Annotated in this window: 23 protein-coding genes; 18 read left to right on the plus strand and 5 right to left on the minus strand. The window is 35.9% G+C overall.

Features of this window, described 5'->3' with window-relative positions:
- The first annotated feature begins 36 nt into the window (after positions 1-36).
- The 4 genes from QW060_RS12075 to QW060_RS12090 all read left to right on the plus strand — a co-directional run bounded on the left by QW060_RS12075 (position 37) and on the right by QW060_RS12090 (position 4,338).
- Positions 37-2,148, plus strand: a complete 2,112-nt coding sequence (locus tag QW060_RS12075; RefSeq protein ID WP_290363796.1) for a peptidylprolyl isomerase — start codon at positions 37-39, stop codon at positions 2,146-2,148.
- A 127-nt stretch (positions 2,149-2,275) separates the two neighbouring features.
- Positions 2,276-3,148: an ACP S-malonyltransferase gene (fabD, locus tag QW060_RS12080; protein ID WP_290363797.1), complete on the plus strand. Its 873-nt coding sequence runs from the start codon at positions 2,276-2,278 to the stop codon at positions 3,146-3,148.
- A 43-nt stretch (positions 3,149-3,191) separates the two neighbouring features.
- Positions 3,192-3,977, plus strand: coding sequence for a HipA family kinase (locus QW060_RS12085; RefSeq protein ID WP_290363798.1), 786 nt, complete (start codon positions 3,192-3,194; stop codon positions 3,975-3,977).
- Positions 3,955-4,338: a DUF3037 domain-containing protein gene (locus QW060_RS12090; protein ID WP_290363799.1), complete on the plus strand. Its 384-nt coding sequence runs from the start codon at positions 3,955-3,957 to the stop codon at positions 4,336-4,338. Before QW060_RS12085 ends, QW060_RS12090 begins: the two co-directional genes overlap by 23 nt.
- Before the next feature lie 114 nt (positions 4,339-4,452).
- On the opposite strand, the gene QW060_RS12095 is transcribed toward QW060_RS12090, so the two are convergent.
- Complete coding sequence (locus tag QW060_RS12095; protein ID WP_290363800.1) at positions 4,453-5,583, minus strand: DegT/DnrJ/EryC1/StrS family aminotransferase; 1,131 nt, start codon at positions 5,581-5,583, stop codon at positions 4,453-4,455.
- Positions 5,584-5,701: 118 nt separating this feature from the next.
- Here QW060_RS12095 and QW060_RS12100 point away from each other — a divergent pair, with 118 nt between their 5' ends.
- The gene (locus QW060_RS12100) at positions 5,702-6,925 is read left to right on the plus strand and encodes a 3-deoxy-D-manno-octulosonic acid transferase (protein ID WP_290363801.1); all 1,224 of its coding nucleotides are present in this window, start codon (positions 5,702-5,704) and stop codon (positions 6,923-6,925) included.
- 75 nt (positions 6,926-7,000) lie between these two features.
- Here the strand turns inward: QW060_RS12100 and QW060_RS12105 are convergent, their stop codons facing one another.
- Positions 7,001-8,248 (minus strand): ABC transporter permease, encoded by a 1,248-nt coding sequence (locus tag QW060_RS12105; protein ID WP_290363802.1) that lies wholly within the window; start codon positions 8,246-8,248, stop codon positions 7,001-7,003.
- 170 nt (positions 8,249-8,418) lie between these two features.
- On the opposite strand from QW060_RS12105, the gene purH reads away from it, so the two are divergent.
- From purH to rodA, 6 genes are read left to right on the plus strand one after another with little or no spacing between them, the layout of a single operon-like run.
- Positions 8,419-9,945, plus strand: coding sequence for a bifunctional phosphoribosylaminoimidazolecarboxamide formyltransferase/IMP cyclohydrolase (gene purH, locus QW060_RS12110; RefSeq protein WP_290363803.1), 1,527 nt, complete (start codon positions 8,419-8,421; stop codon positions 9,943-9,945).
- A gap of 54 nt (positions 9,946-9,999) precedes the next feature.
- The gene (locus tag QW060_RS12115; RefSeq protein ID WP_290363804.1) at positions 10,000-11,028 is read left to right on the plus strand and encodes a rod shape-determining protein; all 1,029 of its coding nucleotides are present in this window, start codon (positions 10,000-10,002) and stop codon (positions 11,026-11,028) included.
- 15 nt (positions 11,029-11,043) lie between these two features.
- Positions 11,044-11,871 (plus strand): rod shape-determining protein MreC, encoded by an 828-nt coding sequence (gene mreC, locus QW060_RS12120; RefSeq protein ID WP_290363805.1) that lies wholly within the window; start codon positions 11,044-11,046, stop codon positions 11,869-11,871.
- Positions 11,871-12,377 carry a rod shape-determining protein MreD gene (locus tag QW060_RS12125; protein ID WP_290363806.1) on the plus strand — a complete coding sequence of 169 codons (507 nt, stop codon included), beginning with the start codon at positions 11,871-11,873 and terminating at the stop codon, positions 12,375-12,377. Before mreC ends, QW060_RS12125 begins: the two co-directional genes overlap by 1 nt.
- Positions 12,374-14,251, plus strand: coding sequence for a penicillin-binding protein 2 (gene mrdA, locus QW060_RS12130; RefSeq protein WP_290363807.1), 1,878 nt, complete (start codon positions 12,374-12,376; stop codon positions 14,249-14,251). Before QW060_RS12125 ends, mrdA begins: the two co-directional genes overlap by 4 nt.
- A gap of 2 nt (positions 14,252-14,253) precedes the next feature.
- Positions 14,254-15,528, plus strand: coding sequence for a rod shape-determining protein RodA (gene rodA / locus QW060_RS12135; RefSeq protein WP_290363808.1), 1,275 nt, complete (start codon positions 14,254-14,256; stop codon positions 15,526-15,528).
- Between the two features lie 139 nt (positions 15,529-15,667).
- Here rodA and QW060_RS12140 read toward each other — a convergent pair whose 3' ends face one another.
- Entirely contained in the window at positions 15,668-17,524 is a 1,857-nt protein-coding gene (locus tag QW060_RS12140; RefSeq protein ID WP_290363809.1) for a TonB-dependent receptor plug domain-containing protein, read from the minus strand.
- Between the two features lie 421 nt (positions 17,525-17,945).
- Between QW060_RS12140 and QW060_RS12145 the strand changes: the two genes are divergently transcribed.
- The 6 genes from QW060_RS12145 to QW060_RS12170 are packed head-to-tail and all read left to right on the plus strand — an operon-like array spanning position 17,946 to position 23,063.
- Positions 17,946-19,637 carry a hypothetical protein gene (locus tag QW060_RS12145; RefSeq protein ID WP_290363810.1) on the plus strand — a complete coding sequence of 564 codons (1,692 nt, stop codon included), beginning with the start codon at positions 17,946-17,948 and terminating at the stop codon, positions 19,635-19,637.
- A 1-nt stretch (position 19,638) separates the two neighbouring features.
- Positions 19,639-20,298, plus strand: coding sequence for a DUF6705 family protein (locus QW060_RS12150; RefSeq protein ID WP_290363811.1), 660 nt, complete (start codon positions 19,639-19,641; stop codon positions 20,296-20,298).
- Between the two features lie 35 nt (positions 20,299-20,333).
- Positions 20,334-20,990: a DUF6705 family protein gene (locus tag QW060_RS12155; RefSeq protein WP_290363812.1), complete on the plus strand. Its 657-nt coding sequence runs from the start codon at positions 20,334-20,336 to the stop codon at positions 20,988-20,990.
- A gap of 35 nt (positions 20,991-21,025) precedes the next feature.
- Positions 21,026-21,685: a DUF6705 family protein gene (locus tag QW060_RS12160; protein WP_290363813.1), complete on the plus strand. Its 660-nt coding sequence runs from the start codon at positions 21,026-21,028 to the stop codon at positions 21,683-21,685.
- Between the two features lie 35 nt (positions 21,686-21,720).
- Entirely contained in the window at positions 21,721-22,374 is a 654-nt protein-coding gene (locus tag QW060_RS12165; protein ID WP_290363814.1) for a DUF6705 family protein, read from the plus strand.
- Positions 22,375-22,409: 35 nt separating this feature from the next.
- The gene (locus QW060_RS12170) at positions 22,410-23,063 is read left to right on the plus strand and encodes a DUF6705 family protein (protein ID WP_290363815.1); all 654 of its coding nucleotides are present in this window, start codon (positions 22,410-22,412) and stop codon (positions 23,061-23,063) included.
- A 51-nt stretch (positions 23,064-23,114) separates the two neighbouring features.
- On the opposite strand, the gene QW060_RS12175 is transcribed toward QW060_RS12170, so the two are convergent.
- The gene (locus tag QW060_RS12175; protein ID WP_290363816.1) at positions 23,115-24,305 is read right to left on the minus strand and encodes a pyridoxal phosphate-dependent aminotransferase; all 1,191 of its coding nucleotides are present in this window, start codon (positions 24,303-24,305) and stop codon (positions 23,115-23,117) included.
- A 110-nt stretch (positions 24,306-24,415) separates the two neighbouring features.
- Here QW060_RS12175 and rsmG point away from each other — a divergent pair, with 110 nt between their 5' ends.
- Positions 24,416-25,048, plus strand: a complete 633-nt coding sequence (gene rsmG, locus QW060_RS12180; protein ID WP_290364757.1) for a 16S rRNA (guanine(527)-N(7))-methyltransferase RsmG — start codon at positions 24,416-24,418, stop codon at positions 25,046-25,048.
- Between the two features lie 35 nt (positions 25,049-25,083).
- On the opposite strand, the gene QW060_RS12185 is transcribed toward rsmG, so the two are convergent.
- Positions 25,084-25,779 carry a sulfite exporter TauE/SafE family protein gene (locus QW060_RS12185; protein WP_290363817.1) on the minus strand — a complete coding sequence of 232 codons (696 nt, stop codon included), beginning with the start codon at positions 25,777-25,779 and terminating at the stop codon, positions 25,084-25,086.
- Positions 25,780-25,782: the final 3 nt, after the last annotated feature.

Here is a 25,782-nt window from a genome sequence, read left to right on the forward strand (position 1 = left end):
TTTTCGCTCACTGAAAAAAATTCACACTACATAAAAATGGCAGTTTTACAGAAAATTAGAGAGAAATCAGTATTACTTATTGCAGTAATAGGATTGAGTTTATTTGCTTTTATCATCGGAGGTCTTTTAGAAGGCGGTATCAATTTCTCCTCGCGCAATGTGGGAACCATTAACGGAGTTGATATTGCAACACAAGACTTTTTAAATAAAGTGCAAAATGCTGAAAAAAGCGGACAAGCAGAAGGCGGTCAGGCAAACAATACAGTCTGGAACAGCGAAGTGCGTAACATTTTATTAAGCGAACAGTTTGACAAAGCTGGTTTACGATTGGGAAAAGATCAATTGATAAACGTTATTAAAAATCATCCTAATTTTGGACAAAACCCGCAATTTTTAAATGATGCAGGTGTTTTTGACATGGGTAAATTCAATGCATTCGTTGCTCAGATTAAAGCAGCTGGTGGTGCACAATGGTATGCATGGATTGATTTTGAAGGTCAGTTAGAAAAATTTGCAAAAGAGCAAATGTATTACAACATGATAAAATCAGCTGTGATCACAACCGGATTAGAAGCAAAATATGCTTATAAAAAAGAAAATGACAAAGCTACATTTGATTATGTAACCGTTCCTTACTCTACAATCAATGATGATGAAGTAAAAATTACAGATGCAGAAATTGAAAGTTATATCAAGAAGAACGAAAAGCAATTCAAATCAGAAAACTCAAGATTGGTAGAATACGTATTTGTAGAAAACAAGCCTTCTGCTGAAGACGAAAAAGCTACAAAAGAAAAAGTATCTGAATTATTGAACTCTTCTGTTGTTTTTAATGCCAAAACAAATAAAAACGATACAATTGCCGGATTCAGAACAAATCCAGACGTCATTGCGTTTGTAAATGCAAACTCTGATGTACCTTATGATTCTACTTATTATGCTAAAGCAGATTTACCGGCAGAATATCAGGAACAATTATATAACTTATCGGCAGGAGAAGTTTTCGGACCTTACCTGTTCAATAACCATTACTGTCTTTCAAAATTGATCAGCAAATCAGTAGTAACGGAATCTGTAGATGCTTCTCATATCTTGATTGCTTATACAGGTGCACAATCCGCTACCCCAACTGTTACCCTTACAAAAGAACAGGCAAAAGCAAAAGCAGAAGAGTTATTAAAACAATTGCAAAGTAATCCTGCTCTTTTTGCAGACCTTGCTTCACAAAACTCAACTGATCCGGGATCTAAAGACAAAGGTGGTAAATATGAAAATATACCAAGAGGTCAGATGGTACCTGCTTTTGACCAATATATCTTCAACAACCCGGTTGGAAAGTTAGGAATAGTTGAAACTGATTTCGGATTCCATGTCATCAAAGTTGACAAAAAGAATGAAAAAGAAGCCGTTCGCTTAGCGACTGTTGCAAAAGCATTGGAAGTATCTGACAAGACAGAAGATGAAATCTATTTAAAAGCAACTAAATTTGAAGAAGGAATCGCAACAAAAGATTTCAGTAAACTGGCAACAGAATTAGGATTAGTTGCTCATCCTGAAACAAAAGTAGGTGCATTTGATGATCAGTTACCAGGTGTTGGTAACCAACGTCAGGCTATAGCTTGGGCATACAATAAAAAAACAAGTGTTGGAGATACTAAGAAATTTGACAGTGCAGAAGGACACTTGATCATTAAATTAGTAGCTACAAATGACAGTGGTTTAATGAGTGCTGTAGAGGCAAGACCAACTGTAGAACCTATCCTTAAAAACGAAAAGAAAGCAGCTATCATCCGCAAAAAGATGACAGGAGCTACTTTAGAAGAAGTTGCTAAAAATGCAGGTGTTGGAGTACAGACAGCTACAGATGTAAACGGAGTAAATACATTCTTAGGTGCTGCACCGGAACCATTAGTAATTGGTAAAGCTTTAGGATCGCAACCAAATCAGGTATCTAAATTAATAGATGGTAACGGAGGGGTATTCATGATCAAAGCAAGAACGGTGACAAAAGCACCTGATTTACCAAACTATAACGACTATAAATCTAAAGTTGTAAACAACAACCGCAATGCAGTACAGGGAGCAGTTTATAATGCACTATACCAAAATGCAACAATAAAAGATAACAGAACAAGTGTTTTACAATAAGCATTTTCTGATTTCATAAAAAAAGTCCGTTTTTAAACGGACTTTTTTTATTTATCGTTTCATATATTCCATATATCTCTATAAATATGTATTTTTGTTTCACATTAAAAAACAAACGCAAACTACTATGAAAGCATACGTTTTTCCGGGTCAGGGAGCTCAGTTCTCAGGAATGGGTAAAGACCTTTATGAAAACTCTGAAATTGCAAAAGAGCTTTTTGAACAGGCCAATGAGGTATTGGGATTCAGAATCACCGATATCATGTTTAACGGAACCGATGAACAATTAAAAGAAACAAAAGTAACACAACCTGCCGTTTTTCTTCACTCCGTAATTTCGGCAAAAACAATTGAAAATTTCAAACCGGATATGGTGGCAGGACATTCATTAGGTGAATTTTCAGCTTTGGTAGCCAATGGTACTTTAGCTTTTGAAGATGCACTTAATCTTGTATCAAAGAGAGCAATGGCAATGCAGAAAGCATGCGAAATCACTCCATCAACAATGGCTGCCGTATTAAATTTAGAAGATAAAATTGTAGAAGATATCTGTGCTACTATCGACGGAGTGGTTGTAGCAGCAAACTACAACTGTCCCGGACAATTGGTAATTTCAGGAGAAACACAGGCTGTAGAAACCGCTTGTAAACAATTATTGGAAGCAGGTGCAAAACGAGCATTAATTTTACCGGTTGGCGGGGCCTTCCACTCCCCTATGATGGAACCGGCTCGCGAAGAACTTGCCGCCGCTATTGAAGCAACTGAATTTCACACACCTATTTGTCCCGTATACCAGAATGTAACGGCTAAAGCAGTTTCAGATCCAAATGAGATTAAAAAGAACCTTATCACGCAACTAACAGCTCCTGTTCGCTGGACGCAGTCAGTACAGCAAATGATTGCTGACGGTGCTACTCAGTTTAACGAAGTAGGTCCCGGAAAAGTATTGACAGGTCTTATCAATAAAATTGACAAAACTGTAGAAGCTTTAAAAGTATAAATTCATAAACTTCGGACTTGTCTGAAGTTTTTTATTTTAAGTAATGAGAAAATTAAGAACGGTAAATGTCACCCGCTATATTACGCCACTTCGTGAAGGCGGATCATTACCTGCTTTGGCAGAAGCGGATGACGACTTTAAATATGTATTAAAATTCAAAGGCGCCGGACATGGTGTCAAAGCTCTGATTGCTGAATTGCTGGGAGGAGAAATTGCACGAACGCTAAAGCTAAACGTACCGGAACTCGTATTTGCTCATTTAGATGAAGCCTTTGGAAGAACTGAAGCCGATGAAGAAATACAGGATTTATTACAGTTCAGCCAGGGACTTAACCTCGCCCTGCACTATCTCTCAGGAGCCGTTACCTACGATATGGCTGTAAACGATTGTGAAGCGCTCTTAGCCTCTAAAATTGTATGGCTGGATGCCTATATAACAAATGTAGACCGGACTTTCAGAAATACCAATCTATTGATCTGGCACAAAGAATTGTGGCTCATTGATCACGGAGCAGCCTTCTACTTTCATCATTCATGGAACAACTGGGAGCAAACATCCAAAACTCCTTTTTCATTGATAAAAGATCATGTCTTACTACCCAAAGCTGCCTTTCTGACAACTGTAGATGAAGAACTGAAAGCCCTTTTAACTGATGAGCGCTTAAAAAAAATCGTAAATCTCATCCCGGAAGAATGGTTACAATGGGAAACTGCAGACATAACTCCTGAAGAAATAAAAAATACCTATTTTGAATTTTTAAAGACTCGCAGAGATCATTCGCAAATATTTGTAAAACAAGCTGAAGATGCACGAAAAACACTTATATGAATATGCAGTAGTTCGTGTAGTACCTAAGGTAGAACGCGAAGAATTTATAAATGTAGGGCTTATCTTATTCTCTAAGAAACAACGTTTTCTCAAGATGAAATATCATATACCTGAAGACAAGATAAAATCATTCTGTACTGAATTTGATATTGAACAGTTGACCATTAATCTTTCTTCTTTTCAAAAAATATGTGAAGGAAATAAAACAGCCGGTCCAATTGCTTTACTGGACACCGCAGAACGGTTTAGATGGCTTACAGCAGTAAAGAGTTCCAGTATACAGACCTCAAGACCACATCCGGGCTTTTCAAATGATTTAGAAGCCTCTTTTGAGAGATTATATCAGGAACTTGTATTATAAAAAGGTGCTTCTTAAAAAGATATTTCTGTTCTAAAGAGCTACAGATAAAAAATAAAAAACCGAGGGAATCAATTCCTTCGGTTTTTTTATACTACATGAAAATCTATAATCTTCTTATTTTACAAATTGATTGACAGTTTCTGTGATGAATGACAATTGCTCAGCATCCAGCTCTGTATGCATTGGCAATGCAATCACTTCTTTTACCAATTGATTGGTTACAGGAAAATCTTCTTCTCTATAACGATCATCTGCATACGCTTTTTGACTGTGTAAAGGAATCGGGTAATAAATAGCACACGGAATTGACTGTGCCTGTAAATGTGTCAACAATTCATCTCTCTTCCCGTTAGTGATCCGGATGACATACTGATGAAAAACATGATCATCACCTTTTTCATCAAAAGCAGGAACGATAATATGCGGATTAGAAGCAAAAGCATTATTATAGTAAGATGCTGCTTTTCTTCTTGCTGCATTATAAGCATCTAACTCCGGTAACTTTGTATTCAGAACCGCTGCCTGAATACTGTCTAAGCGGGAATTAACACCAATAACATCATGATGATAACGCTCGTACATACCATGATTTACGATTCCTCTTAACATATGAGCTAAAGCATCATCATTGGTAAAAATAGCTCCGCCATCACCATAACATCCTAAGTTTTTTGAAGGAAAAAAAGAAGTAGCACCTACATGCCCCATTGTACCTACTTTTGATTTCGTACCATCTTCTGATGTATGGTTTGCTCCTATTGCCTGTGCATTATCTTCGATAACAAACAAATTATGTTCTTTTGCCAATTTCATAATGGCATCCATATTGGCCGCTCTTCCGAATAAGTGAACCGGCACTATTGCTTTTGTCTTAGAAGTAATAGCTGCTTTAACGGCATCAATAGAAATATTCATGGTATCAGGTTCTACATCTACTAAAACCGGCGTAAGCTGCAACAAACCGATAACTTCTACTGTGGCAGCAAATGTAAAATCTGCGGTGATCACTTCATCACCAGGTTGTAATCCTAACCCCATCATGGCAATCTGAAGAGCATCTGTACCATTGGCACATGGAATTACATGTTTGACACCTAAATAGGCTTCTAAATTCTTTTGAAATTCATGAACCTTTGGTCCGTTTATATAAGTTGTTGTATCTAAAACTTCCTGAATAGATGCATCAACCGTTTCTTTAATTTTATCGTATTGACTTTTTAAGTCAACCATTTGTAATTTTCTCATTTTGTACCTGTATTAAATCTTGTGATAATCTCTTATCATAAGCCCCACAAAAATACTAATTAAATGAGTATAAATTTGTAATTAAAAAGAATGTATTTTTGCTTTACAAACTAAATATATGCGCTTTATATATAATCTTATTCTTCATCTCGTACAATTCCTACTCCCTATCGTTGCTTTGTTCAATAAAAAGATGCGGTTCTTTGTACGTGGAAGAAAAAACGTCATCAGTAGTCTGTCTCAAAAAATACAGCCAAATGATACGGTAGTATGGTTTCATGTTTCTTCTTTGGGAGAATATGAGCAGGGACTGCCCGTAATGGAAGCCTTTAAAAAAGAATACCCGTTTTACAAAATTGTTCTGAGCTTTTTTTCACCTTCCGGATATGAGATACGCAAAAACAATACAATAGCTGATATCACCGTTTATTTACCTCTGGATACCCGAAAAAACGTACGGCAGTTTTTAAACGCTGTGCATCCGTCAAAGATCTTTTTTATAAAATATGAGTTTTGGCCCAATTATCTGATAGAAATTCGCAAACGCCATATTCCAACCTTTTTAGTTTCGGGTATTGTCCGTGAAAATCAGCTTTTTTTCAAAAAATACGGAGGCTTTTACAGAAATTTACTGCATACTTTCACACATTTCTTTGTACAGAACACCGTCTCTGAAAAATTATTGAACAGTATTGGTTTCTATAACGTTACCGTCAATGGTGATACACGTTTTGACCGGGTTTCCCAAATCTTAGAAAAAGACAATACAATAGAGATCATCAGTCAATTTAAAAATGGGAAGAAAACAATTGTTATCGGCAGTTCCTGGCCTCAGGACGAAGCGCTGCTTGTTCCTTATATCAATCAATCTGAACATATAAAATTCATCATTGCTCCGCACAATATCAAACCAGAAGCCATTTTAAACCTAAAAAATCAGATTCTAAAAAAAACACTATTATATTCAGAATCAGACGGAGCAGACACCGGAGATTTTGATGTACTTATTGTTGACTGCATCGGCATTCTCACAAAGATATACAGCTATGCAGATATTGCCTATGTTGGTGGAGGCTTTGGAAACGGAATTCACAATATTCTGGAACCGGCTACTTTTGGTATCCCTGTTGTCATCGGTCCCAATTTTAAGAAGTTTCAGGAAGCAAAAGATTTAGTCGCTTTAGGAGGCTGTATGGTTATCACAGATCAGAAAAGTCTTCAACAGACCTTCACTTCTCTACTCTCTGATGACGATATTCTTAAAGAAAAAGGAATGATAAGCAAAAGTTTTGTTCTAAAAAATAAAAATGCCACACAAGCAATCATGGATTATCTGCATTAAAAAAGACCTGATTTTTTCCAGGTCTTTTTTATTGTAAAGAGTTAAATGTAATCTTTCGTTATCACATCTCATTTATTACATTCCTGTTCGAATGGCTTCTACCGGATCCAGTTTTGATGCAGAAATAGCCGGCAGAATTCCCGAAATCAATCCGATTATGGCGGCAAGAATCAGACCTATCACGATATTACCGAAACTCAGTACAAATTCAAAGCTTACAAACTGACTTACGACAACAGCTATCAGCCACACCAAAAGCAATCCTACCAATCCTCCAATGACAGAAAGAATGATAGCTTCAAAAAGAAACTGAAACAGGATAAAATGATTTTTGGCTCCTAAAGATTTTTGTATTCCGATGATATTGGTTCTTTCTTTAACAGAAACAAACATGATATTTGCAATTCCGAATCCGCCTACTAAAAGAGAAAAAGCACTGATAATCCATCCTACAATATTTAAACTTCCGATGATCTGATCTATGAAACCAGTCATTCCAGCAAATTCATTCAAAAAGAAATTATCAATATCACTTGGTTTCAATCCGCGGTAAGCACGCAACTTCTGCGTTACATTATCTTTAAATTCATTCTGATCAAAGCCTTTTAAAGGTCTTATTACAATAGCGGGCGTAATACCGGATGAATTATCACCGTATAACTGACGGATAAAATTGGAAGGAATAAAGGCAACCACATCTTTAGATTGCCCAAAAGTACTTGCTCCCTGCTTCTGAATAACTCCGACAACGGTAAATCTTTTACCGTATAATCTCACATTTTTACCTACCGGATCAGTATTTGGAAACAGCGTCTGAGCCACCTCATAACCAATGACAATAACGGCTGCTCCTGAAGCGTCTTCACTTTCATTAAAAAAACGTCCTTTATCGATTTTTACATTATCAATAAAACTATAATCATAACTACATGGTGTAATATTAATACCGTTGGCTGTACTGGATTCAGATTTTATGTTAGTACTTCCTACAAAATAATTGAACGAGATTTTATCTATACCCGCTACATTGCGTTTCAAAAAGTCGTATTCATCATATTTTAAAGCAGGGAATTGCTCAATTTTCCATCTCGGAACTTCTGAGGGTCCGAATGAAAACTGAGCCACAAACAGCATATTATTATCCATACCGTCGAGTTCTTTTCGGATTCCTTTATCCATAGAGTCAACTGCCGCCAAAACAGCAATGATGGAAAAGATACCAACGGTAACACCTAACAAAGAAAGCAATGTTCTTAACTTATTGTTTTTCAAAGCATTTAAAGCAAAAAACAAACTTTCTTTTAATAATCGTAAATAAAGCATCTATTTTATTTTGAGCAAAGATTACTCTCTATAAGTTGTCAATTCGGGTAAAAAGTTACAGTTTTAAAATACTAATAAAAAAAAATTTCAAACGATGTCTTTTTTGAGGGCAAATAATTTTTAATTAATAAATAACAATACTAATTTTGTAGCTAAACTAAATTTCAACAATGAACACAACTAAACAGATTCAATCAGCACTTATTTCCGTATTCGATAAAAATGGTCTGGAACCCATTGTAAAAAAATTGCATGAAAATAATGTAACTATTTACTCAACAGGTGGTACAGAAACGTTTATTAAAGAATTGGGAATTCCTGTAGTGCCTGTAGAGGATGTAACTTCTTACCCATCAATTTTAGGTGGTCGTGTAAAAACACTGCACCCGAAAATTTTCGGAGGTATTCTTAACCGTCAAGACAATGAAACTGATGTGCAACAGATGGAAGAATATGCAATTCCTCAGATCGATTTAGTAATTGTTGACTTATATCCTTTTGAAAAAACAGTTGCTTCAGGAGCTGAAGAATCTGCCATAATTGAAAAAATAGATATCGGCGGTATTTCGTTGATCCGTGCAGCTGCAAAAAACTTTAAAGACACCGTTATCGTTGCCTCTGTAGAAGAATACAGTGTATTTTTAGATATGATTACAGAAGGAAACGGCGCAACGACACTGGCACAAAGAAGACTTTTGGCAACCCGTGCTTTTCATGTAAGCTCAAATTATGACAGTGCTATTTTCAATTACTTTAATACGGATGAAAGCGTATTAAAAATAAGTGAAGCGAACGGTCAGATTTTACGTTATGGAGAAAACCCGCATCAGAAAGGTTATTTCTTTGGAAATTTTGATGAAATGTTTACCAAATTAAACGGAAAAGAGTTATCTTACAACAATTTACTGGATGTAGATGCTGCCGTATCTCTTATGAAAGAATTTAAAGGAGAAGCACCGACATTTGCTATTTTAAAGCATAATAATGCATGTGGTGTGGCTCAGAAACCGACCATGAAAGAAGCTTATCTGGCTGCTCTGGCAGGAGATCCTACTTCGGCTTTTGGCGGTGTCCTGATTGCGAACGGTACAATTGACAAAGAAACTGCTACTGAAATAAATCAATTGTTCTGTGAGGTAATTATTGCTCCTGCTTTTGATGAAGAAGCTGTTGAAATACTAAAAGAAAAGAAAAACAGAATATTATTGACTATAAATGAAACAAAAGTATCTGAAAAACAAGTACGTACCTGTTTAAACGGATATTTGGTTCAGGATAAAGATTTGGTAACAGATACTAAAGAGCATCTGAATACCGTTACTACTTTATCGCCAAGCGAACAACAAATTGAAGATTTATTATTCGCTTCCAAAATTTGTAAACATACTAAGTCAAACACTATTGTTTTAGCAAAAAACAAACAATTATGTGCATCAGGTACAGGACAGACGTCCCGTGTTGATGCCTTAAAACAGGCGATAGAAAAAGCTACTTCATTCCATTTTGATCTGAAAGGATCTGTTATGGCGAGTGATGCTTTTTTCCCTTTCCCTGATTGTGTTGAAATTGCTGACAAAGCAGGAATCACTGCTGTTATACAGCCAGGCGGTTCTATAAAAGACAATTTAAGTATCGATTATTGCAATCAAAACAATATGGCAATGGTTACTACAGGAATTCGTCATTTCAAACATTAATTTTTATATTTTTGTATATTATTTTTTATAACATTTAACACCCTTTAAATACATATGGGATTTTTTGATTTCATGACCGAGGAGATTGCAATGGACCTTGGTACAGCAAATACTTTAATTATACACAACGGAAAAGTTGTAGTGGACAGTCCGTCAATTGTTGCCCGTGACAGGGTAAGCGGTAAAATAATTGCTGTGGGAAAAGAAGCCAGTTTGATGCAAGGAAAAACCCATGACAACATCAAAACCATTCGTCCTTTAAAAGATGGTGTTATTGCAGATTTCGATGCTTCTGAAAAAATGATCAGCATGCTTATCAAAAGCATACCGGCTTTAAAAAAGAAAATGTTTACTCCTGCCCTGCGAATGGTAGTTTGTATTCCTTCCGGAATTACCGAAGTAGAGATGCGTGCGGTAAAAGAATCATGCGAACGCGTAAACGGAAAAGAAGTATATCTGATTCATGAACCAATGGCAGCAGCAATCGGAATCGGTGTAGATATCATGCAGCCAAAAGGTAATATGATCGTTGATATAGGTGGAGGAACAACAGAAATTGCGGTTCTTGCCCTCGGAGGTATTGTTTGTGATAAATCTGTAAAAATTGCAGGAGATGTTTTCACGAATGACATCATTTATTATATGAGAACGCAACACAACCTTTTTATCGGAGAAGGAACAGCAGAAAAAATAAAGATTGAAATCGGTGCTGCAATTGAGGATTTAGAAATCGGACCGGAAGACCTGTTGGTACAAGGACGTGATTTGCTGACAGGAAAACCAAAGCAAATCAATGTATCATACCGTGAAATAGCAAAAGCATTAGACAAATCGATTCAGCGTATCGAAGATGCCGTTATGGAAACTCTATCTCAGACACCTCCGGAATTAGCAGCGGATATATACAATACCGGTATTTATTTAGCAGGTGGTGGTTCTATGTTGAGAGGTCTGGACAAACGTATCTCTCAAAAAACAGATTTACCTGTTTACATCGCTGAAGATCCGCTAAGAGCCGTTGTAAGAGGAACCGGAATGGTTATCAAAAATATCAACAAATTCAAGAGTATTCTTATCAAATAAAAATGATTTTATAGCATGCAGCAAATCATATATTTTATCACTAAAAACAGTACAAAGCTACTGTTTTTGCTGCTTTTAGTAATCTCATTGTACTTAACCGTTCAATCACATGCTTACCACAGAAGTAAATTTTTGCATTCAGCCAATTTTGTTTCGGGTTCTATCTATGAGAAAACCAACAGTATAAAAGAATATCTGCATTTAAAAAAGGAAAATACTGCTTTGGCAGAAGAAAACGCCTATTTAAAGCAAATCTTATATAACAACCAAATTATCATAGATTCTGCCTTTACGATCAATCCGAATGTTCGGATTGCAAACGGATATAAAGTATTTCAAAGCAAAATCATTAAAAACTCTTATTCCAAGAAAGAGAATTATTTAACCATCAGAGCAGGATCAAAAAATGGTGTTTCAAAAGATATGGGAGTACTGAATTCTTTGGGCATTATCGGTATAGTAGAAAAAGTATCGGAAAATTTTGCTACAGTGCAAAGCATTTTAAATACCAAAACAAAGATTGATGCTAAAATCAGTAATACCAATCATTTCGGAACCATTACATGGGACGGAAAAAATGCCGGATATGTACAGTTGATCGACATTCCAAAACTGGCAAAACTTCACAAGGGAGACAGTATAGTTACCGGGGGAGAATCCACTATTTTTCCGGAAAACATTCCTATTGGTGTTGTAGATAAGGTATTTACATCCAAATCATCTAATTTTTACACCATCAATGTACGACTGTTCAATGATATGACCAATTTACAGTCTATTTATATCATAGAAAATGTGAATTATGATGAAATTAAAAAACTTGAAGAAGAAACCGAACATTAATGAATAATACCCTACTCATAAATATTTTTCGCTTTGTAATATTGATTTTATTACAGGTTGTTTTATTCAACAATATTGAGTTATTCGGTTTTATAACTCCGTACCCGTATATTTTGTTTATTATTCTTTACCCGCTTAATACCAACAAAGCAGGCTTGATTACCATCAGCTTTTTTTTAGGACTGATACTGGATATATTCAATAATTCGGGAGGAGTACACGCAGCTGCCTGTGTTATGCTCGCTTATTTCAGAGAAAGCTTTTTAAAAATTTCTTTTGGAGTAAGTTATGAATACCACATGCTCAGAATTACCAATAAGATATCATCTGAACTCATTACCTATGTGGCTATTTCAGTGATATTACATCATATTGTCTTACTTTTTCTGGAGATATTCAGTTTCGGATTTATTTTTGAAATATTGCTTAGAATACTCACGTCTTCAGTATTCACAATCATCATCATACTCATAATGATCTCATTAATAAAACCTTCAAAAAAATGAGAAAATTATTATTTCCTATTCTGATCATTACCGGTGCGCTGCTCATCATCGCCAGATTGTTTTACTTACAGATTATTGATGATTCTTATATCAAAAAATCAGAAAACAACGCACTGAAAATTGTTTATGAGTATCCCGAACGCGGATACATTTATGACAGAAACGGGAAATTGCTGGTTGCCAATCAGCCCAGTTATGACATTATGGTGGTTCCGAGAGAGATTAAAAATATTGATACTCTTGAGTTTTGTAAAATTCTCAATATCACCACAGAAGAATTCATCTCTAAAATAGAAAAAGCAACCATTTACAGCCCACGACTACCGTCTATTTTCTTATCGCAGCTGACTAAAAGAGAATTTGCTGCCTTTCAGGAAAAAATACGCCATTACAAAGGGTTCTATATCACCAAACGAAATCTGAGAGATTATCAGGCAACTTATGGTTCCAATGTCTATGGATATATCCGTCAGGTCAATGAATTTGAATTAAAAAGAAATCCGTATTATAAAAGTGGAGATCTTATCGGAATTCAGGGTGTAGAACAGGCCTATGAAAAAGAACTCAGAGGAGTAAAAGGAGTACGGTACATCCAAAAGGATAAATACAACAGAGATATCGGTGCGTTTAAAGAAGGTATTTATGATACGCTGGCAGTTAAGGGAAAAGATATCAATGTAACCATAGACGGTTTATTACAGGAATACGGAGAACAGCTGATGATTAACAAACGCGGTGGTATCATCGCCATTGAGCCTAAATCAGGTGAGATATTAGCATTGGTATCCGCTCCGACCTATGACCCTGCCCTACTGGTAGGAAGAAATCGCTCCAAAAACTATCAGGCAATTGATACCATTCCGGGAAAACCCTTTTTGGATAAAGTTCTTCAGGCGGAATATTCTCCGGGTTCACCTTTTAAGATTTTAACAGGCCTTATCGGTTTACAGGAAGAAGTTATCGATACACAAACACGTTTTGCCTGTAGTCATGGCTTTTACTATGCAAGAGGAGCCTTTATGAAATGCCACGATGCGGGTAGCTGGAATCTGCATCCTGCAATTTCACATTCCTGCAACACTTATTTTGCACAAACGTATAAAAAAATCATTGATAAATATAAAAACCCTAAATTAGGGATGGATGTCTGGTATAACCATCTCAGAAGTTTTGGTCTGGGCAATTTCCTCGGCTATGATTTACCAGTAGGTCTCAAAGGACGTATTCCGAATTCTGATTACTATAACCGATGGTATCCGAATGCCAACTGGACAAGTAACATGACCATTTCAAATTCAATTGGTCAGGGTGAGGTTTCGCTGACACCCATACAGCTTGCCAATGTGATGTGTGCCGTAGCCAATCAGGGGTATTACTTTACACCTCACATTATTAAAAAAATTGAAAATGAGGTAATTGATAAAAGTTTTGTTGAAAAACGCATTACTACTATTGACCGACAACATTTCATTCCTGTTATTGAAGGCTTGCATGAAGTATATAAATCAGGAACGGCAAGCAGATTACAGGTAAAAGATATTGATATTTGTGGGAAAACGGGAACTGTACAAAACTCCGCTATGTTTGAAGGTAAAAAGATCGATTTTAAAGATCACTCTGTATTCCTTGCGTTTGCCCCTAAAGAAAACCCGAAAATTGTGGTTGCTGTTTTTATTGAAAACGGAGGCTGGGGAGCAAGCTGGGCAGGACCTATAGCAAGTTTAATGATTGAAAAATATCTAAAAGGTGAAATTACACGTACTGATCTGGAAACAAAAGTACTAAACGGTAATCTCTCTGCTGACTATAAATTGAAAGATCAGATTGAAAAAGCATTGGCAGAACAAAAGAAACTCAAAAACAGAACAAATTAAAAGTGGCAAAAACTCAGCATTTAGCAAATCAAAGCGTCATCAGTAACATCGATTGGTTATGTGTATTTATCTACATCATGCTGGTAATAGCCGGTTGGGTAAATATTTATTCCGCTTCTTTACCATTAGACACGGGAGAAGCTGTATTTGACCTGAGTCAGATTTACGGAAAGCAGATCATCTTTATGTTATTGTGTATTCCACTTATTGTTGTTTTGCTATCTCTGGATGCTAAATTCTATGAAAAGTACTCCGTTATTTTCTATGGTATTGGTATTCTATCGCTGCTCGGTCTTTTTGTTTTTGGTAAAACAGTCAAAGGTCAGACCAACTGGTATCAGTTCGGTGGATTCGGATTACAGCCATCAGAATTTGTAAAAATATCTACAGCTCTGTTTCTTGCCAAATATGTTTCGGACAGCCAAACAACTTTTGCTACTTTCAAAGAACAGCTTATTGCCATCGGAATTTTTATGTTTCCGGTACTGTTGATTTTAAAAAATGATACAGGAAGTGCTATTCTTTTTATGTCTTTCTTTCTCGTTCTCTATAGAGAAGGCTTGCCTTCCTGGTATTTATGGACAGGCTTTCTTACTATTGTCATCTTTTTAGGAGCATTGATCATCAAACCTTTTGTATTGATCGGTTTTATTATTATTGCAATGATTATTCATTTTGTCCTGAATAAGAAAATCAATCGAAATCCGCTTATTTATCTTATTCTCGGAGCCTTCATGAGTATTTTCGTGTTTTCTGTTGATTATGTATATGACAAAGTATTAGAACCGCATCAAAAAGACCGGATCAATGTATTGTTCGGAAAAGATGTTGATTTACAAAAAGAAGGATACAACCTCAATCAATCCATCATCGCCATCGGATCCGGTAACTGGTTTGGAAAAGGATTTCTGGAAGGTACACAAACCAAAGGCAGTTTTGTACCGGAACAGCATACCGATTATATTTTTACTACTGTAGGAGAAGAATGGGGCTTTGTGGGATGTATCGTTGTCATTGGTCTTTTTGTGACGTTATTTTTAAGGATTTTATATCTGGCAGAACATCAGAAAACCACATTCCCCAGAGTATATGGCTATTCCGTCGCCGGATTTTTATTCATTCATTTTTTTGTAAATATTGCCATGCTGATCGGAATATTTCCTACTATCGGAGTTCCGTTACCGTTCTTTTCATACGGAGGTTCCAGTCTCATCGCTTTTACCATTTTATTGTTTATCTTTTTAAAATTAGATGCCAACAAGGTTAATGAGTGGTAGCCAGACAACAGTTGTTTTTACAGAAAAACGATATGATCTCTGAAGAAAAATACCCGCTGGATTCTTATATACCTCTGATTCCATACTAAAAGATTATCATATACAAACATAAAAAAAGAGATGCAAGCATCTCTTTTTTTTATAATATAGTGTTGAACTTAATTCCGGCACTAAACCATCTTCCCGGCATGGGTACGGCTCCTGCCTCAATAAAAGTCTTATCAAAAATATTCTGAAAATCGATATAATAGTTAAACTGTTTATGTTGATACGAAGCACGCACGTCAGAAATAAAATAATCTTTACTGGAAATACGCTGATTAAAACGGTTTGCAAGTAACAACGACCAGTTGTTCTTTGTAAATCCAATCGTATTTACCAGCTGATGTTTAAAATTTTCCAACCGGTATTTTGAAGATTTTTCATGATTGGTTTCCATTTCAGGGTTCAGATAGGTATAGCTTACTCCAATCTTCCAACGACTGGTTTCCTGCTCAAGCGTATAGACTACAGATGCGTTTAAACCTGTTGTTTTCAGTTTTCCTACATTATTCGCCTGCCAGGGTACATCTGTAGTTTCTCTTGTCCAGTCAATAAAATCCTGAATACCTCTGTAAAAAACAATTGCTTTGGTTTCCCACGCATTTCTGTTAAACTTAATTCCACCTTCTACCTGATAGGCAGTTTCGGGACTTAAAGCAGCATTTCCTATATTTCCGGGACGCTGGTCTAAATATAAATCTGTAAAAGAAGGTATTCTCTGGCTTGTTCCGGTATTGAATACTATTTTCAAATCCTGCTGTAAGGCATAGCTAACATCAATCCCCGGAAATACCTGCCATCCAAAAACAGAATTATAGTTGATATAAGCTCCTAAAGTCAGGTCAACTCTTGGGATCTGGCGCGTTCTGAATTCTCCGTACAAACCATAATTTTCACGCTCATGATCGCCTATATTACTGGAACTGATCTGTTCATATCTGGCCTCTGTACCAAAACCGAATTCTCCGAAATTAACCTGGTAATTCCCGCTGATTTCGGCTGTAACAGAATTGGAATAGTGTTGGCTTCTTGCTTTAGACAAATCGTATCTGAAATAGCGATAGTCATCATAATTATAGCGATATCCGATTTGAGGAGATAATGTAAAACGATCAGATAACCTGTGTCTGGAACGAACTGAAACAAGAGTAGTATTTACTATTTCCTGTGATTCTTTATCACCGGGTGCTGCATAAAATCCATTGGCTCCGAAAGAATTATTTGCCCAGCCTGCCAATACATCAATTTTGTTAAACTCATTAGGTATTATTTCACCCTGATAAAACAGTTTATTGTTGTGATAAGCGGTGTTATAACGATAACCGCTTCCCGATTCATGAGAACCATAAAGCTGATGGGTATGTTTGGCAGCCGTATAACTCCCCCCTAACTGAATACCTCTTCCGTTAAACAATTCTCCATTACCTTCTTTATCTTTCTTAAAATTGGACCCTGCAAAAGCATGTGCAAAAATTCCATTGTTTTTGGGTTGTCTGGTAACAATATTTACAGCTCCGGTAAGACTGTTAATTCCATAAATTCTCGCAGCCGGTCCTCTTAAAATTTCTATTCGCTCAATGGCTTCAGGCGGGATCGGAAGATTCAGTGTATTATGCGCGGTTTGTGCATCAGTTACCCGAATACCGTTGATGAGTACAAGCGTCTGCTCAAAACTGCCGCCGTCAATGCTGATATCTGCCTGTGTACCAAACGGACCTCTTTGCCGTAAATCAACTCCTGCTACATAACTCAATACTTCATTCAGGGTTTTTGCCGGTAGTTTTTGAATCTCATCCGCTGTAATAACGGTTATATTTCTATTCTGCTCGGTTATGGGAATGTGCAAACGATTGCTCTGGATAACCATCTCCTCTAACGCAGATGATGGTTCCGGTTCCTGCTGTGCATTTGCCTGTATCGCCAACAGCATCATAAAGAGTAATTGTTTTCTCATAGTAAGTTGTAATTTTCGCGGTAAAGATAAATTATTATTAAATATTTTTTGCTTTTGCCTAAAAAAATATAAAACCACCAACTAAAACGGCTGGTTATTTATGAATCCCCGAAATCACAACACGGTCACTTATTTTCACCTGCATATTTCGTAGCGCAATAAAAACAACTACTATTTCTCTGATGGGCTTATTTAAATACTCTTATTTACCCGTGTATAATGAGAAATAGTTATTTGCTTACATTCTAATACGTTACACTTTTTCTGCAGCCTTCTTATATTTTTAATGTAAAAAACAACAATTTTGTGACATAAAATAACAAAACCATACTTTTTTTTGCAATTTATCTGTAAAATAGTTGGTAGTTATGTTTTTTATGCTTATCATTGAGAAAAAAAATAACCTTGTAATTAATTGTTTATGAGAATACTACATTATTTATCACTACTATGCGTTCTGATTTTGTTACAGTCTTGTCTGCAGGACGATCTGCGTACTCCGGTACTGCGCGAAGCCACACAAGAAGATCCTTTAAACGCCCAAACCCTGATAATGGATCAGACAACTCTTGAAGAAAGATATGCAGGCAATACAAGTTTAGAACATTTGTTTGAAAAAGATTTTAAAAAAGCAGTATCTTCCCTTAGCGCGGCTAAAGGCGGAAGCAACCGAACGGCTACACTTGACCTGGAGCATATCCAGGTACTGGAAGCAGATAGAGTGCATGTGATTACGTATCGGGTACAGGTAACCGATGAAAAAGAACCCGAGTCAAAAGCGGTTTATAATCTGGTGTATTATTCCACCGACCGTAAGGAGTATTATGTAACCCTGTTGAAATATGATTTTTCAAGAATTTCAATAGAGCAGTATCTCAAAAAACCGACAGCTGAGGTTCTGTACCTGTATCCGTTGGAAGAAGACAGAGATACAGACAAAAATATTCAATATGCGATATCGTCAGTAAGCCCTATTTTCGTTTATGAAATAATACCACCCGGCGATTGTATGAAAGAAGTAAGCGTAGCAGGTACGCCTTGTAAAGGTTCTGGAAATCCAAAACATGAGTATGGTGACTCTTCGTGTGGAATGACTGGAAATAAAAGAGCCACACCGGGTTATACGTATATGGATTTTTCAGATTGTGGTAAAGATTCCGGTGGTGGTTCGGGAGGTGGAGGTGGTTATCCGGGTGGCGGAGGCGGAGGCGGTTCCACACCGGGGCCGGGCAGTCCCGGCGGACCACCGGCTGCAGGAGGTGGCAATCCACCTATTTCTGGGGTAAAACCCATCAAAAACATCGGAGGTCTGGTAAAATCAAAAATCCTTATCGGACAGGTAAATATGGGCTCCGGTAACACCAATGCAAAAGTATTAAAAGCCGTATCTTCATTTTTAAAACAAGACATACAAACGCTGTATGGCAGAATAAACGATACCAGAGAATCGGGTTTTGCCTATCAATTTGGTATTATAAACGGAAGCTATACCTATAATGTATCGGGTGGAAGGCTTATACTTACAAGTCCTAACTATACCAACCGCAAAATAGAATTAGGAAATGTTTCGGGGAGGTTTAGCGGAGCAGTACACGTTCATACCGATAATCTCGGAGTTACTGCTACTGAAGTAGGCACTCCCTTGTTTTCTCCTCCGGATCTTGGAGCCGTATTTAAATTTACGAACAAATCCGTAGAAGATCCTTTTCGCCAACCGGCAGAAGCCTTTGTCGGAGTTGTCAATAAATACGGCATGTATATGGTGATGCTGCCCAATGATGTGACTTCAGAGAATATAAACACCAAATACAGTGATTTTACCAAAATCATACAGTTTGGCAGCAGTAAAAGAACAGTAGCTGATCGTACAAAACAAAAGTGGATTAAATTTGAAGAAGAATTAAGAGATAAGTATTCTGAAATTGAATACTCAAACGATCCTGAACATATAAAAAAGAAAAAACACGAAAGGGCTTTGTTACTGGTAATGAAAAAATATAAATTAGAAATGAATATTTATTTTTTAGACGCCAATGAAGGTAGTTTTAACGGTAACTGGCAACAACTTTCTTTAAACAGCAATAGTCAGGTACAATATACAAATATCAATTAATATGAAAAACATACTTACATTATTTGTTTGTTTAATAGTTCAATTAACTGTTTCGCAAACGTTTCAGGAGATAGACCGTTTTAACAGAGTAGGAACAGAAATTTCTTATGGTGATAATGGTTATTATTTTAAAGATACCCAGGGTTATTTTAATCAGTTTACGAGTGCTGGTATGTGGCAATATACTGGGAATAATATTACTATACAATTACGGTTGGTAAAGAAAACATTTATAAGAACGGATTTGATTGGGAGCTTTAAAGTTGATGCTTTGGTAGGTGGTATCCGTATTGTTAAAAACGGGATAGAGGTGCTTAATACATTTAATACGCTGAATGAAAATAAAGAATCAAATACTGAATATTATATTTTTAATGGGTATAGAGTAAGAAATACCATAGATTGTCTGGGCTGTACAATTCCGAATCAAAGACTGTATATGTATTATAAAGAGCCGGATAATGATAATCAGCGTTTGACAGATATGTATTTTTTAATGCACGTTTATAAAAACGGATCGGCTTCTATTCTCAGAGTAGTATTTCCTGAAGATGCAGTCACAGGAGATCCCACACAATACGATCCTGAAGTAGAGAATGCGCCAACTAAAACACAGGTAATTTTACCATTTGGAAAATATGATTTTAAAAAAGTGAATTAGGTTTTTAAGATTAATGATTTTTTATAACCTGTAGTATGAAAACAATATTTTTTATAGTTACCTTATTGATAACTCAAATCAGTACAGCACAGCAATTCACCATTATAGATATGCATAATTATTCCGGAATGAATTCGTATGGTGAAAATGGCTATTATTATAAGGATACAAAAGGTTTTTTTGATCAGTTTACAGAAGCGGGTACCTGGCAATATACAGCAAATAACATCACCATTCAATTGCGGTTTGTAAAAAAAACATTTACTAAAAACACTATAGATAATATATATAAAACAGACGCTTTGATTGGCGGTATGCGTATTGTTAAAAACGGAGTAGAAGTGCTTAATACATTCAATACGCTGAATGAAAATAGAATTTCTAATACCAGTTATTTTATTTATGACGGATATAGAGTTAGAAACACTATAGATTGTCTGGGGTGTACAATTCCGGATCAAAGACTGTATATGTATTATAGGGAACCTGACAATGATAATCAGCGTTTGACAGAAATGTATTTTTTAATGCACGTTTATAAAAACGGATCAGCTTCTATTCTTAGAGTAGTATTTCCTGAAGATGCAGTCATAGGAGATCCTACACAATACGATCCTGAAGTAGAGAATGCGCCAACTAAAACACAAGTAATTTTACCATTTGGAAAATATGATTTTAAAAAAGTGAATTAGGTTTTTTAAGTTCTTTTATCAAATAATTATTTAGTATGAAAAACATACTTACATTATTTGTTTGTTTAATAGTTCAATTAACTGTTTCGCAAACGTTTCAGGAGATAGACCGTTTTAACAGAGTAGGAACAGAAATCCTATATGGTGATAATGGTTATTATTTTAAAGATACCCAGGGTTTTTTTGATCAGTTTACGGGCGCTGGTATCTGGCAATATACCGGAAACAATATTATCATACAATTACGATTTAGAAAAAAGACTTTTATTGAGAATACTGTTAATGAATCCTATAAAGAAGATGCTTTAGTAGGTGGTATCCGTATTGTTAAAAACGGAGTTGAGGTGCTTAATACACTCAATACGCTGAATGAAAATAAAAATTCAAGTGTTAATTATTATATTTTTAATGGGCATAGAGTAAGAAATACTATAGATTGTCTGGGCTGTACAATACCGAATCAAAGACTGTATATGTATTATAAAGAGCCGGATAATGACAACAATCATCTGGCTTCTATGTATTTTTTAATGCACATCTATAAAAATGGACCGGCTTCTATTCTCAGAGTCGTATTTCCTGAAGATGCAGTAATAGGAGATCCTACACAATACGATCCTGAAGTAGAGAATGCGCCTACTAAAACACAGGTAATTTTACCATTTGGAAAATATGATTTTAAAAAAGTGAATTAAGCTTTTAAACTTCTTTTAATATATACCTCTCGCGTATGAAAAAGATTTTATCAATATTATTTAGCTTATTAGCAGGATGTATTTATTCACAAACATTTCAAGAAGTTGATAATTTTTACCATCCAGAAATTCTATATGGCGATAATGGTTATTATTTTAAAGATACGCAGGGATATTTTGATCAGTTTACAGGTGTTGATATCTGGCAATATACAGGCAATACCATCATTATTCAATTACGGTTTGTAAAAAAGACTTTTGTTAAAAATACAATAAATAATACCTATAAAGAAGATGCTTTGGTAGGTGGTATCCGTATTGTTAAAAACGGGATAGAAGTGCTTAATACATTCAATACGCTGAATGAAAATAAAAACTGTAAAACAGAGTACCTTATTTTTGATGGACCCAGAGTTAGAAATACAATAGATTGTCTGGGGTGTACAATTCCGAATCAAAGACTGTATATGTTTTATAAAGAGCCGGATAATGACAACAATCATCTGGCTTCTATGTATTTTTTAATGCACGTCTATAAAAACGGATCAGCTTCTATTCTAAGAGTAGTATTTCCTGAAGATGCAGTCATAGGAGATCCTACGCAATACGAGCCTGAAATAGAGAATGCGCCAACTAAAACACAGGTAATTCTACCGTTTGGTAAATATGATTTTAAAAAAGTGAATTAGGTTTTTAAGATTAATGATTTTTTATAACCTGTAGTATGAAAACAATATTTTTTATAGTAACCTTATTGATAACTCAAATCAGTACAGCACAGCAATTTGTTATAGTTGATTTATATAATTATCCAGACGTTTCTTATGGTGAAAACGGTTATTATTTTAAAGATACGCAGGGTTATTTTAATCAGTTTACAGAAGCAGGTACCTGGCAATATACAGGCAATAACATCACCATTCAATTGCGATTTGTAAAAAAAACATTTACTAAAAACACTATAGATAATATATATAGAACAGACGCTTTGATTGGCGGTATGCGTATTGTTAAAAACGGGATAGAAGTGCTTAATACACTCAATACACTGAATGAAAATAAAAATTCAGTTGTAGATTATTTTATTTATGATGGATATAAAGTTAGAAATACCATAGATTGTCTGGGGTGTACGATTCCGAATCAAAGACTGTATATGTATTATAATGAGCCGGATAATGACAACAATCATCTGGCTTCTATGTATTTTTTAATGCACATCTACAAAAACGGATCGGCTTCTATCCTTAGAGTCGTATTTCCTGAAGAGGCAGTCATAGGAGATCCTACACAATACGATCCTGAAGTAGAAAATGCGCCTACTAAAACTCAGGTAATTTTACCATTTGGAAAATATGATTTTAAAAAAGTGAATTGAGAAATTAAAAAACCTGACCGTGATGTATCAGGTTTTTTTTATATCTGTTTATTAACTCAGTGCCTTTTTTATTCTATTAAAAGCTTCTGTCAATAGCTCCTCACTTGTAGCGTAAGATAATCGTATACAGTTCGGATTTCCAAAAGCATCTCCGGTTACTGTAGCCACATTTGCAACTTCTAATAGATACATTGACAGATCCGTAGCATCTTTTATAAGATATCCATTCAGTGTTTTTCCGAAAAAGGAAGAAACATCCGGAAATACATAAAAAGCTCCTTCGGGAACATTTACTTCCATGCCGTCAATTCCATTAATAAACCCTATCACCAAATCCCTGCGTTTATGAAAAGCATCTGCCATATATTTAATTTCTTTAGGGTCGGCTTCTAAAGCAGCAATGGTTGCCCGCTGTGCAATAGAATTGGCTCCACTCGTTACCTGCCCCTGTAATTTGGTACACGCTTTTGCAATAAATTCCGGAGCCCCGATATAACCTATTCTCCACCCTGTCATAGCAAAAGCTTTTGCCACTCCGTTTACTGTGATGGTTCTGTCAAACATCCCTTCAATCGAAGCAATACTGCAGTTTTTACCTGAAAAATTGATGTGTTCATAAATTTCATCTGATACCACAAATATATCCGGGTACTGTTGCAACACTTTGGCAAGTGCCTGTAGCTCTTCTTTATTATAAACAGATCCGGAAGGATTACATGGAGAACTAAACCATATCATTTTGGTTTTAGGCGTAATCGCTTTTTCTAACTGTTCCGGAGTTATTTTAAAATCAGTTGCTACTGAAGTAGGTACTTCAACGGGAACCCCACCTGAAAACCGGATGATTTCAAAATAACTAACCCAATACGGAGCCGGTAAAATAACCTCATCTCCTTCATTGATCATCGATTGGGCAATATTATATAAAGACTGTTTTGCTCCGGTAGAAACTACAATATTCTGCGGACCATAACTCAGACCATTATCTCTTTTAAATTTGGTAATAATAGCTTGTTTCAACTCCGGATAGCCATCAACAGGCGGATAGGTACTCCAGTTTTCATCAATCGCTTTCTTCGCTGCTTCTTTTATAAAATCCGGAGTAGTAAAATCGGGTTCTCCAAGACTCAGACTGATAATGTCTTTACCTAAAGCTTTGAGTTCTCTTGCTTTTGCTGCCATTGCCAGCGTTTGCGAAACAGACAGATTAACAATTCTGTCTGATAAATGATTTGTACTCATTTTATGGGTGTATTTATAAACTCAAAGGTAAATAATCATTGGCTATTTAAGACAAAAAAATCCATGTTTTTAAAGGCCAAAAATATGTATTTTTGCACAAAGTAATTTATATGAATGATATTATCCGTTTTTTTCCTGATCTGACCGCACAACAAATCAAACAGTTTGAAATGCTCAATGATTTATACAAGGATTGGAATGCGAAAATCAACGTAATTTCACGAAAGGATATTGATGAATTGTATACCAAACATGTGCTGCATTCTCTTGGTATAGCAAAGATCATTTCTTTCAAACCCGGCACTCAAATAATGGATGTAGGTACCGGAGGCGGTTTTCCCGCTATACCGTTGGCGATCTTATTTCCTGAAACCCACTTTTATGCCATTGATGTGATTGCAAAAAAGATAAAAGTAGTAAATGAAGTTGCTACAGCCCTTGGTCTTCAGAATTTAAAAGCAGAACAGAAAAGAGCAGAAACGGTAACGGATTCCTTTGACTTTATTGTCAGCAGAGCAGTGACCAACATGCCTGATTTCGTAAAATGGGTTAAGGGAAAAACCAAGAAAAAAAATGAGCATATGCCATTTGAAAATGGAATTTTATATTTAAAAGGAGGTGATCTGACCGAAGAATTAAAAGATTTTCCAAAAGCAACTCTTTATCATTTATCCGATCATTTTGATGATCCGTTTTATGAAACAAAACAGGTGGTACATCTGCCTCTAAAATATAAACTGTAAATCATAATAAAAAAGGCTGTCAAATGACAGCCTTTTTAACAATTAGGGTTAGAAGAAACAAATAATTGCAGTTTTCCCGGAGACAAAAAAGGAATACTTAACCCTAATCCTCTAATCACAAACAGCATTCCTAAAACAACAACGAAAATAGGAATGTACTGCAGTAATCTGTTTCGCAAAGAAAGCGAAACAGCATTAGAAAAATAAACTACTAAAGACATCATAGGCACAGTACCTAATCCGAACAGAGCCATATAAAAAGCTCCCGTAACAGGCGACTGAGTAGCTGTAGCACCAAAGAGCGCAACATAAACCATGGCACAAGGCAAAAAACCATTGAAAAAACCAATTGTAAAAAATGTACGCTTCTTTTTCTCTCTCAGCTGAGTGCCCATTTTTGCTTTTATTCTCGCAATTAATGCATATAAAGGTTGTAAAAAACTTACCTCTGTAAACATGCGTTTGGGCAGCAGTATATAAACAATCATCGCAACGCCAATGATGATGGATAATCGTTGTTGTAATCCGGCAATAAAAAGTCCTTTGCCTAAAACTCCGAAAACGAATCCGAACAGGCTGTAAGTAAGTATTCTTCCCGAATGGTACAACAGTATCTGAACTGCTTTCACAGACTGGTTGCTGCGGTGTACAGGCAGCATCATCGCGATAGGTCCGCACATACCGATACAATGCAGACTTGAGAGAAGTCCGAATAAGAAAGCTGATAACATACT

The organism is Paenimyroides ceti (assembly GCF_030409925.1).

What these genes read in the sequence shown, in the direction of transcription:
- QW060_RS12075 (WP_290363796.1), top strand. Translation starts at nt 37, where the DNA reads ATGGCAGTTTTACAGAAAATTAGAGAGAAATCAGTATTACTTATTGCA.
- fabD (WP_290363797.1), top strand. Translation starts at nt 2,276, where the DNA reads ATGAAAGCATACGTTTTTCCGGGTCAGGGAGCTCAGTTCTCAGGAATG.
- QW060_RS12085 (WP_290363798.1), top strand. Translation starts at nt 3,192, where the DNA reads ATGAGAAAATTAAGAACGGTAAATGTCACCCGCTATATTACGCCACTT.
- QW060_RS12090 (WP_290363799.1), top strand. Translation starts at nt 3,955, where the DNA reads ATGCACGAAAAACACTTATATGAATATGCAGTAGTTCGTGTAGTACCT.
- QW060_RS12095 (WP_290363800.1), bottom strand. Translation starts at nt 5,583, where the DNA reads ATGAGAAAATTACAAATGGTTGACTTAAAAAGTCAATACGATAAAATT.
- QW060_RS12100 (WP_290363801.1), top strand. Translation starts at nt 5,702, where the DNA reads ATGCGCTTTATATATAATCTTATTCTTCATCTCGTACAATTCCTACTC.
- QW060_RS12105 (WP_290363802.1), bottom strand. Translation starts at nt 8,248, where the DNA reads ATGCTTTATTTACGATTATTAAAAGAAAGTTTGTTTTTTGCTTTAAAT.
- purH (WP_290363803.1), top strand. Translation starts at nt 8,419, where the DNA reads ATGAACACAACTAAACAGATTCAATCAGCACTTATTTCCGTATTCGAT.
- QW060_RS12115 (WP_290363804.1), top strand. Translation starts at nt 10,000, where the DNA reads ATGGGATTTTTTGATTTCATGACCGAGGAGATTGCAATGGACCTTGGT.
- mreC (WP_290363805.1), top strand. Translation starts at nt 11,044, where the DNA reads ATGCAGCAAATCATATATTTTATCACTAAAAACAGTACAAAGCTACTG.
- QW060_RS12125 (WP_290363806.1), top strand. Translation starts at nt 11,871, where the DNA reads ATGAATAATACCCTACTCATAAATATTTTTCGCTTTGTAATATTGATT.
- mrdA (WP_290363807.1), top strand. Translation starts at nt 12,374, where the DNA reads ATGAGAAAATTATTATTTCCTATTCTGATCATTACCGGTGCGCTGCTC.
- QW060_RS12140 (WP_290363809.1), bottom strand. Translation starts at nt 17,524, where the DNA reads ATGAGAAAACAATTACTCTTTATGATGCTGTTGGCGATACAGGCAAAT.
- QW060_RS12145 (WP_290363810.1), top strand. Translation starts at nt 17,946, where the DNA reads ATGAGAATACTACATTATTTATCACTACTATGCGTTCTGATTTTGTTA.
- QW060_RS12150 (WP_290363811.1), top strand. Translation starts at nt 19,639, where the DNA reads ATGAAAAACATACTTACATTATTTGTTTGTTTAATAGTTCAATTAACT.
- QW060_RS12155 (WP_290363812.1), top strand. Translation starts at nt 20,334, where the DNA reads ATGAAAACAATATTTTTTATAGTTACCTTATTGATAACTCAAATCAGT.
- QW060_RS12160 (WP_290363813.1), top strand. Translation starts at nt 21,026, where the DNA reads ATGAAAAACATACTTACATTATTTGTTTGTTTAATAGTTCAATTAACT.
- QW060_RS12165 (WP_290363814.1), top strand. Translation starts at nt 21,721, where the DNA reads ATGAAAAAGATTTTATCAATATTATTTAGCTTATTAGCAGGATGTATT.
- QW060_RS12170 (WP_290363815.1), top strand. Translation starts at nt 22,410, where the DNA reads ATGAAAACAATATTTTTTATAGTAACCTTATTGATAACTCAAATCAGT.
- QW060_RS12175 (WP_290363816.1), bottom strand. Translation starts at nt 24,305, where the DNA reads ATGAGTACAAATCATTTATCAGACAGAATTGTTAATCTGTCTGTTTCG.
- rsmG (WP_290364757.1), top strand. Translation starts at nt 24,416, where the DNA reads ATGAATGATATTATCCGTTTTTTTCCTGATCTGACCGCACAACAAATC.
- QW060_RS12185 (WP_290363817.1), bottom strand. Translation starts at nt 25,779, where the DNA reads ATGTTATCAGCTTTCTTATTCGGACTTCTCTCAAGTCTGCATTGTATC.